The organism is Micromonospora sp. NPDC049903 (assembly GCF_044460945.1).
Taxonomy (GTDB): Bacteria; Actinomycetota; Actinomycetes; order Mycobacteriales; family Micromonosporaceae; genus Micromonospora.
In genome coordinates this window covers 66030-78547 of record NZ_JBITKL010000011.1, presented here as the reverse complement: position 1 = coordinate 78547, position 12518 = coordinate 66030, and the positions used below count along the sequence as shown (strand labels likewise).

Here is a 12518-nt window from a genome sequence, read left to right as displayed (position 1 = left end):
CCGGGGTGCCAGGGCGGATCAGCCCGCTGACCAGGGCGACCGGCCGGGTCAGCCCGTCGCCCGGGTCACCCCGTGCCGGCTCAGCGCCCGTTGGAGCTCCCGGGTGGCGTGGTGGGTGCGCGACTTGACCGTGCCCGGTGGCACGCCCAGGGCTCCGGCCACCTCGCTGTGCGTACGGTCCTGGTAGTACACCAGGATCAGTGCCTCCTGGTGCACCGCCGAAAGGCTCCGCAGAGCCGGCATCAGCATCGCCCGGTCCAGGGCGGCGTCGTAGAGGCTCTCCGCCGGTTCCCAGACGGTGGTGGTGACGTCCTCGGCCACCTCGGTGGGGCGGGCCGTCACCCGTCGGGCCTGGTCGACACAGAGGTTGTGGGCGACCCGGGACAACCACGCCTGCGGATTCCGGGCGTTGGCCACCGTGGGCAGATGACGCCAGGCCCGCAGCAGCGTCTCCTGGACCAGGTCCTCAGCCCGGTGCGGGTCACCGGGGACCAGCCGACGGGCGTACCGGCGCAGCGCGGGTGTGCTCTCGGGCACCAGCACCCGCTCGTACCAGTCGGCCAGGTCGGCCTGGCTCGGCGGGGCGTCGCACTCGACGGTCGTCGTCATCGGATACCTCTTCTCTGGCCGGACGAGCCGGTCAGGCGATCGAACCGGCGGTGGGTACGTCGGAGGCGGTCAGCCGCAACAGGTCCTCGGTCGACGGTTCGGCCAGGTCGGCCACCCGCTGCGCCTGGTGTTCGGTCATCCGCTGGAAGAGCTGCCGGGCGGCGCGGCCGTTGCCGAAACCGGGACCGTGGTCCATGCCGGCGAACAGGGTGTGCAGGGCGCTGCGGGCCTCGTCGGCGAGGTGGTACTCGTGTTGCCGGCACTGGGACTCGACGATCGCGGTCAGCTCGTCCGGCCCGTAGTCCTCGAAGGTCAGGGTGCGGGAGAAACGGGACGCCAGGCCCGGGTTGGAGGCGACGAAGCGGTTCATCTCCAGCGGGTATCCGGCCACGATCACCACCACGTCGTCGCGGTGGTCCTCCATCAACTTGACCAGCGTGGCGATGGCCTCCTGGCCGAAGTCGTTGGTGTGCCCGGGCGGGACCAGCGAGTACGCCTCGTCGATGAAGAGGACGCCGCCCAGTGCCCGCCGGAAGACGGCCTGGGTACGGGGTCCGGTGTGGCCGACGTACTCGCCGACCATCGTGGTCCGGTCGGCCTCGACCAGGTGGCCGCGTTCCAGCATGCCGAGTGCGGCGAGCAGTCGGCCGTAGAGGCGGGCGACGGTGGTCTTGCCGGTGCCCGGGTTGCCGGCGAAGACGAGGTGCCGGCTCAGCGGCGGTGCCGCCAATCCGGCCTGCTGGCGGCGGCGGACCGTCTGCATGAGTTTGATCTGGGCCTGCACGTCCTGCTTGACCCGGTCCAAGCCGACCAGCGCGTCCAGTTCGGCGAGCAGTTCCGGCAGGTCGGCCTCGGTGGGTGGCTCGGGCACCGGGGTCGGTGCGGTGCCGGCCGCCTCGCCGCCGGCCACCGCCGGCACCGCCGGGGCGGCGGCGTCGGCGGCGAGCCCGGACGGCGGCAGCAGGGAGCGGGTCACCCCGGTCAGCCGGACCTCCTCGAAGACCGGCCGGGCCTGCGGGTCCACGTCGACGTCGAGATCGCTGTCCCGGATCCGGGCGCGCACGACGGTGGGAGTCGCCCCGGCACCGACGTGGATCGCCGGGTATCCGCTGGCGGTGAGGACGCAGTCGACGTACTCGCCGGCGGCGCCCTCGGCGACGAAGAGCGCGTTCTTCGCGCCGGACGTGCACGACGTGGACGTCACCCGGGGTGCCGCGCCGGTCCACACCACGATGCCGGAGCCCGCCGCGTCGTGCACCGCGCACCGGTCCACGGTGCCGCCGCTGTCCTGTTCGAAGACGATCCCGGCGGTGCCGGGGCCGTGGATGCGGCAGTCGGTCAGCTCCACGGTGGCGCCGACACCCACCTGCACCCCGGCCCGGTCGCTGGCGTCGATGACGCACCCGGTCAGCCGGACCGGCTGGTCCGACCCGGCCACCACCCCGTTGCGGGTGGCGGCGAGCACGGTCGCGGTGGCGGTCACCTGGGCGTGTCCCTCGCTGCTCAGGCCGGCGAGTCCGCAGTCGTGGACCCGGCCGCCGGTCAGGTCGGCGCGGCCCGTCCCGACCACGTGCAGCCCGTGCTCCGCCGACGGTCCCAGCCAGGTGTCGACGGCGGTCAGCCGGCCGTGCCCGCCGACGTGCAGGACGCTGTAGGTGGTGGGACCGACCTCGGTGTCGGTGAGTGTCACCGTGCCGCGGTCGGTGACGTAGACACCGTTGCCCGCGCAGGTGCGCACCGATGTCGCGGTGAGGCTGACGTCGGCGTCGTCGCGGCACACCACGGCGGTCGCGCCCGCGCGGTCCAGGGCGCAGCCGGTCAGCACGACCTGCGTCTGGTCGGCGGCGACCACACCGGCGGCGGCCGGGTCGCTCAGCCGGCAGCCGGTCAGCTCGACCCGGGCGCTGCCGACGGCGGAGATCGCCTCGGCCCCGCTGCGGGTCACCGCGACGTCGCGTGCGGTCACCGCGGCGTTCTCCTCGGCGCGTACCCCGTTGCGTCCGGGTGTGACGACCGCCCCGCCGACCAGCTCGACGCGGGCGGTGCCCCGGGCCCGGACCCCGGAGCCGGTGACCGGGCCGATCCAGGTGTCGCGGAGCGTGCCGTGGGCCGACTCGCCGGCCACCACGCCGATGCCGTCGACGTCGGCGACGACGCAACGGTCGAGTTCCACGACGCTGTCGCCGACGGCGTACAGGCCGGCCAGCCGGGCCCCGGTCAGCCGGCAGTCGCGCAGCACCGGGCGGGCCTGCCCGCTCACCTCGACCCGGCCGCCGTGCAGACCGCAGCCGCGCAGTTCGACGTCACCGTCCTCGACGCGCAGCAGTGGCTCGCCTGGGTCGGTGCCGAGCACGGTCAGGTCGACCAGTGTCGCCGAGGCGGCGATCCGCAGCGGCGTACGCGCCACCAGCGTCACGGTGCCGGGACCGCGCTCGGCACGCAGCCGTGCCGGCCTGTCGATCAGCAGGTCCTCGGCGTACCGGCCGGGTGCCACCAGGACGGTCTGCCCCTCGGCGGCGGCGCGGAGGGCGGCGGTGATGGTCGGTGCGGCGCCGCGTTCGCCCGGTGCCACCCGGATGCCCTCCGGGGCGGCACCGGGCCGGCGGGTCCTGAGTATCCGTACGCCCATCGTTCACTCCCGCCGGACACCGCTGGTTCGGATGCTCACGGCTTGCCGCTGCGCACCAGGTCCGCGCCGTCGACGTGGCTGCGGAACGGGTCGTCGGCCTGCTCGGCGTCCCATCGGCGGCGTCGGCGGGCCGCCCGGTACCGACTCCACAACCGGCCGCCGACCAGCAGCACGCCGGGTGTGGTGAGGACGGTCAGCACGACCGGCCAGGAGACCGGTACGGTCCGCGCGGTACGGGCGGCGCTCGCCTCGGCCGTACCGGGCAGCCCGCCGTCGACCAGCGGTCCGGTGACCGCCCGGTGCGGGTCGAGCCGACCGACGCCGGCCGGTCCGTGTTCGACCGGGGCGACGGTGCTGACGAGTTGCCGGCCGAGTTGTCCGGCGGTCAGTCCGGGGTGGGCGGATCGCACCAGTGCCGCCGTACCCGCGACGAAGGCGGCGGCGTAGGCGGTGCCGTTGCCCACGAAGGCGCCGGAGCCGGCCGCGCCGATGCTGCGGACGCTGGTCGCCGGGGCGAGCAGGTCCACCGAACCGGCCGGGTGGTCGACGGTGGCGTGCTGCGCGGACCGGAGACCGCCGACGCGGAGCAGACCGTCTGCCGGGGCCACCGGCGTGCCGCCGGTGGGGGCCGGCACCACCACGAGTACGCCGTGGCCGATCGCCTCGTCGATCGCGGAGCGGACGGTCGGGTCGGTGGCGTCCACGGCCGGGCCGAGCAGAATCACCTTCGCCCCGGTGGCGACCGCGACCTGCACGGCGGTCACGGAGGCGGGAGGGCTCGCCGGGACCCCCCGGTCCACCAGCCGCACCGGGACGATCACCGCCTTCGGCGCGACGCCGACCCGTCGGCCGTCCGCACCGTCGTCGGCGGCGACGATGCCGGCCAGCGCGGTGCCCGTGCCGACGCAGTCGATGTCGCCCGACCCGTTGCCGGAGACGATGTCGGCGCCCCGGCCGAGCCGGTCGCCGAGTTCCGGGCGGCCGGCGGCCACCCCGGAGTCGACCACGGCCACCCGGACCCCACTGCCGCTGGTGATCCGCCAGACCTCGTGCGGGGCCATCAGCCGCTGTCCCCAGGTCGAGGCGGCCGGTGGCTCGGCGACGACGCGGGGCCGGCAGCCGGACCGGTCGGCGGCCGGGGAGCCGGCCGTGCGGACGGTGCCGGGTGCGACGGGCGGCAGCGTCCGGGCGGCGGGTACGGCCGGGGCGGTCGTCGCCGGGGCGGGGGCGGACCGGGCGGTGGTCGGGGCGGTCGGCAGGACGCCGTGGCGCAGACCGGTGCCGATCGCGTCCCAGGGCAGGACGAGGTGCCAGCCGGCGTGCAGCCGCCCGGGGTCGGTCAGCCGTCCGCCGTCGGGTTGCCGCCGTCCGGTGTTCAGTTCGAGGATCTCGCCGGCCCGCTCGGCGTCGCCGAGGAACCGGGCGGCGATCGTCCAGAGGGTCTCCGGCCGACCCTGGTGGGAGGCGGTCACGGTGTAGGAGAGGACGTAGGGCTGCACCTGCGGGTCGGCCGGTGCGGCCAGTGCCGGCGCGGGGTCGGTGACCACGGCGGTGGCCGCCGGGGCCAGCGCCGTGAGCACGGCGAGCCCGGCCAGGGCCGCCCGCCCGGTCACCAGTCCGCCCTGCGGATCAGCGCCCAGTCGTGGTCGTCGTCGGCCCGGCAGCCGAACACCTCCAGGCGCAGGTCGGGTCCGCCGGTCGCCAGGCCGGGCACGTCCAGGCAGAGGTTCGACGCGGTGTTGACGATCCGGTGGTACGCGATGCCGCCGGAGCGCGCGGTGGGTTGCAGCCGCCAGTACTGGTTCTCGTCGTCGAAGCAGCCGGTCTCGTTGAGCGGCGTCGCCGGGGCGACCGTGCCGAGTCCGGGCAGGTCGAGGCAGTACTGACTGGTGACGTTGCGGATCCAGTAGAGCTGGTTGCCGGCGCTGTCGGCCCGACGGGGGACGAAGGCGAACTCCTGGTTGTCCGACGTGTGCGGACGGCAGTGGCTCTGGTTGACCGGTCCGTCGCGGGGCCCCGGACCGGTTCCGGGGATGTCCACGCAGAGTGTCGTGCCGAGGTTGCGGAGGAGGTACGGCCCGTACGGGCGGCCGGTGGCGCCGGCGCCCCCGGCTTTGACGGGCGGCTGGTCGGAGCGGACCTGGTCCGGCGTCGCGGCGGTGTCCGACGGCGTGGCCCTCGGTGTGGGTGAGGCGGCCGGGTCTGCCGTGGGCGTCCGGCCGGGCGCACCGGGGGTGCGGTCCGGGGTGGCCGACGGGTCGGCGGGCGGGTTGAGGCGCGGGTCCTTGGCGTACTCGGTGGTGAAATGCTCCACCTGCGCCGCGAGGATGGTGATCCGGTCGCCGCCGGGCACGTCGGCCAGGGACCGGACCGTCGGGTCGCCGCGCAGGAACGCGGCCAGCGCGAGGGGGTAGTCGTCGGTGCCGGGAATCGCCTCCAGCAGCGCGCACATGGTCTCGCCGAGGGCCGGCACCGCCGAGTCGGGGGTCCACGGCGAGTCCGTCGGTGACGGTCGTACGTAGGCCACCCACACCTGCGGCAGGAACTGGGCGATGCCCTGCTCGCCGGTGGGGCCGAGCCGCTGCGGGTCGAAGGCGGAGGTGGCCATGAGCTGCGCGGCGACGCGGGCCGGTGGCATCGGGGCGCAGACGTCTCCGGCGGCCAGGATCGACTCCAGGTACGCGTCGGGCACCGGCAGCGGCGCGACCTCGGTGACGCGTTCCGGGATCGCCGCCGGGGTGACCGGGGGCGCGGCCGCGTCGCTGCCACCGAAGGCCGGCTGCATGGCGTACCAGGTGGCGTACCGTTCGACGGTGTCGACGTAGTCCACCGCGCCGGCCGGCACGTCGCCGGTCGCGACGATCGCCTCGACACCGACGCGGTGCGCCGCGAGAGCCAGGCGCCACCGGTCGCCGTCGAGGTCGAGCACCCGGAGTTGACCGACCAGTTGGCACATGTGGTGAGCGAGCGCCGTGACGCTTGCCGTGCGGTCGGCCGGGCGGGCGCCGTCCCAGGGTGCCCACTTCTGCCACACGCTCGGCACCAGACCGGCGGTGCCCTGTGCGCCGACGGCCTGCACCGCCTCGACGGGCGTGGCGGTGAAGCGGGAGGCGGCCATCACCTGGCCGGCGAGCCGGGGTGGGGTCAGCGTGGGGCAGGCCGTGGCCGCCTCGGTCAGCAGCCGGACGTCGGCGTCGGAGACCCGGGTGCCGGCCAACGGCTGCACGGCGTCGGCCGGGCGGGGTGCGATCGAGGCGGTCATGGTGACCAGTGCCGCCGTCGCCAGTGTCGCCGCGCCGACCAGGCGACGGCTGGTACCGGTCGATCTCCTCGTCCGCGTCGGTCTCGTCGCCACCGCGCCACGCCTCCCCGCAGTCCGTCTGAAGTGGACTGCACGGACGGTAGATGCCGGCGGCGTGGAGAACGGGCGATCGAAGGGGCGTCACCGTGAACTTTGCGTGAATCGCCGGGTGGCCGACCGGGGCGCCTTCACCGCCGGTTCTGCCGGAGAGCCGGCGGAGTCGCCGCCCCCAAACCAGGATGTTTTATACTATATGTCCCGTATGAGTTTTCGTGGGCCAGCCGCAGCGACGGTGCCGGCGGGCGGCCGGGTGCCGCGATGACCTCTGCCAACAGCCTGCTCCGCAGCGCCGCCACCCCACGCCGGGCCACCTTCCTGGAACTCTTCTTCGACCTCGTCTTCGTCGTCGCGCTCGCATTGCTGTCCGAGAGTCTGGTGACCGAGCTGACCTGGCGCGGCGTCGCCGAGGCCGTGGTCGTCCTGCTCGCCGTCTGGTGGGTGTGGGTGCTGACCACTCTGGTCACCGACCTCTACAACCCGGACAGTTGGGTCATCCAGGTGGTGACGGTCGGCGTCATGTTCGGCGCGTTGATGATGGCCGCCGCGCTGCCGTCCGCGTTCGCCGACCGGGCGGCCATCTTCGCCGGGGCCTACGTGGCCAGTCACCTCGGTCGAGGGTTCCTCTTCTTCCTGACGTTGCACGAGCCGGTCCCGCGCCGACGGGCGGTACGGATCTGGGCGTGGTTCGGAGTCTCGGCCGTCGGGTGGATCGCCGGCGCCTTCGCCGACAGCACGACGCGCCTGTGGTGGTGGGGCGGCGCGGCGGCCGTCGACTATCTGGCCTTCGCGTTCGGCTACCCGTTCCCCGGCCGGCGGCGGATCGGCGCGGCCCAGTTCAACCCCATCGCCGAACACATGGCCGAGCGGTACCACCAGTTCTTCATCATCGCCCTGGGCGACATCATCCTGGTCGCCGGCCTGACGTACAGCGCACACCCGGTCACCGCCGAGCGCACCGCGGCGATCGTGGTGGCGTTCGCCAGCGCGACGCTGCTGTTCCGGATCTACGTACACCGCGCCGCCGCGCAGTTGACCCAGGCCATCGAGAAGGCCCGGCAGCCGGGCCGGTTCGCGCGGTCCGCGCCGTACACCCACCTGCTGATGATCGCCGGGGTGGTGACGGCCGCCGCCAGCGCGAAGCTGATCATCGCCGAGCCGACCGGCACGGTCGAGCCGGAGCTGCTCGCCGTCGTCGTCGGCGGACCGGCGATCTTCCTCATCGGTCGGACCCGCTTCGAGTACGAGGTCTTCGGTCGGGTCGCCTGGCCACTGCTGGCCGGCGTCGCGCTCCTCGGCGCGCTCGCCCCGGTCGCGCTGGCGCTCACCCCACTGCTCGCGGTGGTCTGCGCCAACCTGGTGCTGCTGGCGATCGCCCTGTTCGATTTCGCGCACCGGCGACGTCGCACACCCGTGCCGGCGACGCCGCCGCTGTGACCGGTCCGGCCGGTGGCGCACGATCCGGTCGACTCTGCCGCGCAGGCGGGTGACGCCGTCCGACCGACACCGGTGTCCGGGAACCGGCCGGACAGCAGACGGTCGGGCCACCGTGGGCGTACCCACCCGGGCCACCACCCCCGACGAAGGAGAATCGATGCCGAGAAGAAGTGGGGCGCTCGTCGCCCTGGCCGCCGTGGCGCTCGCGTCCACCGCCCTCGCGGCGGCACCGGCGGCGGCCGCGACGAGCTCCGGACCGGACAACCGGGTGCCGGTCACGTCGACCACGACGTATCCCGCCAGCGCCACCGTGCTGCTGACGTTCTCCGGCGGCCGGTGCAGCGGCTTCATGATCAGCCCCCGCACGGTGGCGACCGCCGCGCACTGCGTGCACACCGGAGGTTCCGGCGGTGGCTGGCGGACGAACATCGTCGCGTACCCGGGGCACAACGGGACGACCGCGCCCTTCGGTTCCTGCGCGGCGACCCAGCTCTACGCGCCGGTGACCTGGACCGGCTCGTTCACCCACCCCGGCAGCCGCGACCCGGCCTACAACTACGGTGCGGTGCAGCTCAACTGCGGCATCGGCAACATCACCGGCTGGTACGACCTCGGGTACACCACCCAGCCCCTGTACGGCTCGTGCACCACGACGCACGGGTATCCGGCGGACCGGTCCGGGCAGTGGACCAGCGTCGACCGCATCCGCTACGAGAGCTCGACGCAGCTCTACACGTCACACAGTTTCAGCGGCGGGCAGGACGGCAGCCCCGTCGCCTACACCCCCGATCCGGACGACTGGTGCCCGTTGGGACCGCGCCTGGAGTTCCCGTGGCCGAAGCCTCCCTGCCCCTGCCCGCTCACCCGTACCGCCGTCGGAATCCTGACCAGCGGCCCGGACGGGGTCGGGCCCGGCGTGGTCTACAGCGTCGCCACCCGGCTCACCCAGCAGGCCGTGGCCAACCTCGCGCAGTGGCGGTGACCGCCGCCCACGGCCGATCCACGTTCGCGCCGGCCCGGTCAGGCCGACCGGGCCGGCGCGGCGGTCAACCGCGCCCGGACCTGCGCGGCGTCCGCGTGGTCGAGTTGCTCCAGGATCTCCAGCGCCCGACACCAGGCGGTACGGGCCGACTCCGGATCGCCGGCCGCGCGGTGGCTGTCGCCCAGGTGGGTCAGGGTGGTCGCCTCGAAATAGCGTTCCGCCGCCTCCCGCCACAGTGCCAGGGCCTGGTGATAGCACCGGATCGCCTGCGGCTGCCGGTCCAGCCGGTAGTGCACGTAACCGAGGCTGTCCCAGGTGTGCGCCTGCCAGTACCGGTTGCCGACCTGCTGTTGCAGCGCCAACGCCTGCTGACAGTGCGCCAACGCCTGCGGGTATTCGCCGAGCTGGCTGTGGTACCAGCCGATGTTGTTCAGCGCGTTGGCCCGGCCACCGACGTTCCCCGCCTCGGTGAACAGGTCCAGCGCCTGCCGGGCCTGGTCGAGGGCATCCCGCAGCCGCCCCTGCCGTTCGGCGAGGATGCCGAGGTTCAAATGGACCCGGGCGCTGCCGACGGCGTCACCGAGCCCGGCGTAGAGCGCCAGCGAGGCGTCCAGATGGGACCGGGCCTGCTCGTGGTCCTCACGCCGTAGGCAGGCCACGGCCCGGTTCCGGTGGGCGCGGGCCTGGCCGTCCCGGTCGTCCACCCGTGCTGCGGCGACCAACGCCAACTCCTGCACGACCAACTGCTCCGGCCAGGCGCCGATGCGGTCGAGATAGGTGTTCAGGGTCCAGGCGAGCTGCCAGGCATGCGTGTCGAAGCGGGTCTGGGCGGCGAGAGCGACGAGCGCGAGCAGCACCCGATGTTCCCGGACGAGCCAGTGCCATGCCTCGGCACGGTCGGCCGGCGGATCGACCACCGCCCCGACGCGCGCCGGGACGAGGTCGATCGGGTCGCGGTGGTCGTACAGGAGCAGCGCGGCGGCGTACGCGGTGTGCAGGTAGTGGTCGAGGAGACGGCCGAGGGCCTCCCGGCGTACCGGATCGGGGTCGTGTGTGGCCGCCTGCTCGGCCGCATAGACGCGCAACAGGTCGTGCAGGGCGTACCGGCCGGGCCGTGGCTCGGAGACCAGGTTCGCGTCGGCCAGCGCCGTCAGCGTCCGTCCCGCCTGCCCGGCGGGCACGCCGGTGAGACTGGCCAGTGCCGCGACGGTGGCCTCCGGCCCGGGGTGCAGCCCCAGCAGGCGGAACGCCCACGCCGCGGTCGCGTCGAGACTCCGGTACGACCAGGAGAAGACCGCGCGGATGTCGAGGGTCCGGTCGCCGCCGGTGAACCCGTCGAGGCGCCCCGGCTCGGCCAGCTCGTCGGCGAGGCGGCCGAGGCTGAGTCCGGCCCGGGTGGCGGCCCGTCCCGCCACGATGGCCAACGCGAGCGGCAGTCCGGTCGCTGCGGCGACGATCCGCGCCGCCGCGTGCGGCTCGCCGGCCGTCCGGTCCGGACCGAGCCGGGCCGCGAGCAACTCGTACGCCTCCGGCGGCGACAGCGGTGCGAGGACGAACGGTTGGGCGGCCTCGATGCCGACCAGTCCCGGCAGGTGGTTGCGGCTGGTCACCAGCACCAGACACCCGGGTGAGTTGGGCAGCAGCGGACGCACCTGCGCGGCGTCACGGGCGTTGTCGAGCAGCACGAGAACCTGTCGGTCGGCCAGCAGGCTGCGGAACAGCCCGGAGCGACCGGACAGTCCCGCCGGGACACGCGGCGCGGACACCCCGAACGCCTCCAGGAACTCCCGCAGCACCTCCGCCGGTTCCGGTACCGGCCCGTCCGGGTCGAACCCGCGCAGATCGACGTAGAGCTGCCCGTCGGGGAAGCGGTCGGCGACCCGGTGTGCCCAGTGCAGTGCCAGCGCGGTCTTGCCGACGCCGGCCGTACCACTGATCAGCGCGACCGGCACGGTGCCCGGCTCGCCGGGTCGGCGTGCCAACAGCGCCGCCAGCCCGGCGAGCACCGTGCGCCGGCCCACGAACACGGGCACGGCCGCCGGAAGCTGCCGGGGTGTCACCGGCGGCGTCACGTGCGGGGCGGTGTCCTCGGCACGCCGGGCGAGCTGCGCGTGGGCGGCGGCCCGGAGCCGGTCCTCCGCGCGACCGGCGTCGACGGCACGCAACAGTCGCCAGTGCGCCGCGTCCCAGCGGCTCAGCTCGGCCATCTCGGTCGGCACCGGGACGCCGGACCGCTCGGCGTGGGCCAGGCAGGCGGTGACGTAGGAGACGACGAACGGCCACTCGGGCAACGACTTCGCGTTGAGCTTGTCGCTGAGGGTGGAGCGGGCAAGCGGTGACCCCAGCGCCGTCGACACGGCCACCAGGGTGTTCAGCGACGGGGACCCGCAGTGTTGCCGCAGGCGCCTGAGGTCGTCGACGAACCGGGCCAGAGCCGCCTGCGCCTGCCCAGCCGGTCCACTCATCCCCGCACCCCTCCCCCAGGCGGACGCGATCGCCCAACCCATAGATGATTGTCGACCTCTTCCGCTGTCGCCACGGGTCGGCGCATCCGGCGATGTCGCGACATCTCGGGAAAACGTGTCCTGGCAGAGCGAGGTCCCCCGCCCCGGGTATGCCTACCGCTGCGCCTCGAAGTACTCCTTCATCGCCGGGTAGTAGTCGTCGAAGTTCGGCCTCGGCTGACCGGTGTGCGCGGCCACCAACGCGTCGAGGTAGTACTCCCATCCCGACCCGGACTCGCCGACGTGGTCGGTGGCGGTCAGGTGGTGGGTGAACCGCAGCTCGGTCACGCCCGCGTTCTCGGACAGCGCCATGTCCAGATGCCAGCTGCCGTCCTCGTCCACCGCGGAGACCGTGAGCCGGCTCGGCGGTTCGCACGCCTCGATGGTCATGTCCATCCAGGGTGCGTCCTCCTCGTACGCCATCTGCACCTCGATCGTGCGGCCGGGCCCCGCGTCGCCCCGCCACGGGCCGAACCAGCGCGCCGTCCGTGACGACTCGGTGAGGCTCGCCCAGACGTCGGCTATGGGTGCGCGGAACGTGCGGGTGAGCACGAGGTCGCGGTCGAACAGTCGGCCGGTCGGGGTCGGTGTCACGCTGTCTCCTTCGTCGATGGGTGCTGCGCGGTCGAGGTGGTGCGCCGCTCGCGGCGGGTGCGGAAGACCTCGGTCTCCAACGCGTCGAGGTGCTGCTGCCATCGGGACGGGCGCATCAGCCGCCCCAACCACCCGACCAGCTCGTCGAGGGGCGCGGCGGTCAGGGTGTAGACCCGCCGACGTCCGTCGGCCGTGTCGCGCACCAGACCGGCCTCCCGCAGCACGCGCAGGTGACGGCTGACGGCCGGTCGGCTGATCACGAACCGGTCGGCGATCTGCCCCGCCGAGAGCGACTCGTCGCGCAGCATCAGCAGGATCTCCCGGCGCACCGGATCGGCGATCGCCGCCACCACCTCGTCCACGACTAAAGCGTAACCCACAAGTTACACTTACGACCACCGCTAC

General features: G+C 73.9%; 9 protein-coding genes. 2 read left to right on the top strand and 7 right to left on the bottom strand.

Features of this window, described 5'->3' with window-relative positions; translation table 11 throughout:
• Window positions 1–48 precede the first annotated feature (48 nt).
• The 4 genes from ACIBO1_RS18615 to ACIBO1_RS18600 are packed head-to-tail and all read right to left on the bottom strand — an operon-like array spanning window position 49 to window position 6593.
• Window positions 49–609: a sigma-70 family RNA polymerase sigma factor gene (locus tag ACIBO1_RS18615; RefSeq protein WP_396748020.1), complete on the bottom strand. Its 561-nt coding sequence runs from the start codon at window positions 607–609 to the stop codon at window positions 49–51.
• Window positions 610–640: 31 nt separating this feature from the next.
• Complete coding sequence (locus ACIBO1_RS18610) at window positions 641–3238, bottom strand: right-handed parallel beta-helix repeat-containing protein (protein WP_396748017.1); 2598 nt, start codon at window positions 3236–3238, stop codon at window positions 641–643.
• Window positions 3239–3273: 35 nt separating this feature from the next.
• Window positions 3274–4851, bottom strand: a complete 1578-nt coding sequence (locus tag ACIBO1_RS18605) for a S8 family serine peptidase (RefSeq protein ID WP_396748014.1) — start codon at window positions 4849–4851, stop codon at window positions 3274–3276.
• On the bottom strand, window positions 4848–6593 hold the full coding sequence (locus ACIBO1_RS18600) for an RICIN domain-containing protein (protein ID WP_396748011.1): 1746 nt from the start codon (window positions 6591–6593) through the stop codon (window positions 4848–4850). The genes ACIBO1_RS18605 and ACIBO1_RS18600 overlap by 4 nt, the downstream gene beginning before the upstream one ends.
• Before the next feature lie 264 nt (window positions 6594–6857).
• Here ACIBO1_RS18600 and ACIBO1_RS18595 point away from each other — a divergent pair, with 264 nt between their 5' ends.
• Together ACIBO1_RS18595 and ACIBO1_RS18590 are read left to right on the top strand one after the other, a co-directional pair.
• Window positions 6858–8033, top strand: coding sequence for a low temperature requirement protein A (locus ACIBO1_RS18595; protein WP_396748008.1), 1176 nt, complete (start codon window positions 6858–6860; stop codon window positions 8031–8033).
• Between the two features lie 157 nt (window positions 8034–8190).
• The gene (locus tag ACIBO1_RS18590; protein ID WP_396748006.1) at window positions 8191–9015 is read left to right on the top strand and encodes a trypsin-like serine peptidase; all 825 of its coding nucleotides are present in this window, start codon (window positions 8191–8193) and stop codon (window positions 9013–9015) included.
• 38 nt (window positions 9016–9053) lie between these two features.
• On the opposite strand, the gene ACIBO1_RS18585 is transcribed toward ACIBO1_RS18590, so the two are convergent.
• From ACIBO1_RS18585 to ACIBO1_RS18575, 3 genes are all read right to left on the bottom strand, one after another.
• Window positions 9054–11480, bottom strand: a complete 2427-nt coding sequence (locus ACIBO1_RS18585) for an ATP-binding protein (RefSeq protein ID WP_396748003.1) — start codon at window positions 11478–11480, stop codon at window positions 9054–9056.
• A gap of 153 nt (window positions 11481–11633) precedes the next feature.
• Window positions 11634–12113, bottom strand: a complete 480-nt coding sequence (locus ACIBO1_RS18580; RefSeq protein ID WP_396748000.1) for an SRPBCC family protein — start codon at window positions 12111–12113, stop codon at window positions 11634–11636.
• Window positions 12110–12475 carry a metalloregulator ArsR/SmtB family transcription factor gene (locus tag ACIBO1_RS18575; RefSeq protein ID WP_396747997.1) on the bottom strand — a complete coding sequence of 122 codons (366 nt, stop codon included), beginning with the start codon at window positions 12473–12475 and terminating at the stop codon, window positions 12110–12112. Before ACIBO1_RS18575 ends, ACIBO1_RS18580 begins: the two co-directional genes overlap by 4 nt.
• Window positions 12476–12518: the final 43 nt, after the last annotated feature.

What these genes read in the sequence shown, in the direction of transcription:
- ACIBO1_RS18615 (WP_396748020.1), bottom strand. Translation starts at nt 609, where the DNA reads ATGACGACGACCGTCGAGTGCGACGCCCCGCCGAGCCAGGCCGACCTG.
- ACIBO1_RS18610 (WP_396748017.1), bottom strand. Translation starts at nt 3,238, where the DNA reads ATGGGCGTACGGATACTCAGGACCCGCCGGCCCGGTGCCGCCCCGGAG.
- ACIBO1_RS18595 (WP_396748008.1), top strand. Translation starts at nt 6,858, where the DNA reads ATGACCTCTGCCAACAGCCTGCTCCGCAGCGCCGCCACCCCACGCCGG.
- ACIBO1_RS18590 (WP_396748006.1), top strand. Translation starts at nt 8,191, where the DNA reads ATGCCGAGAAGAAGTGGGGCGCTCGTCGCCCTGGCCGCCGTGGCGCTC.
- ACIBO1_RS18585 (WP_396748003.1), bottom strand. Translation starts at nt 11,480, where the DNA reads ATGAGTGGACCGGCTGGGCAGGCGCAGGCGGCTCTGGCCCGGTTCGTC.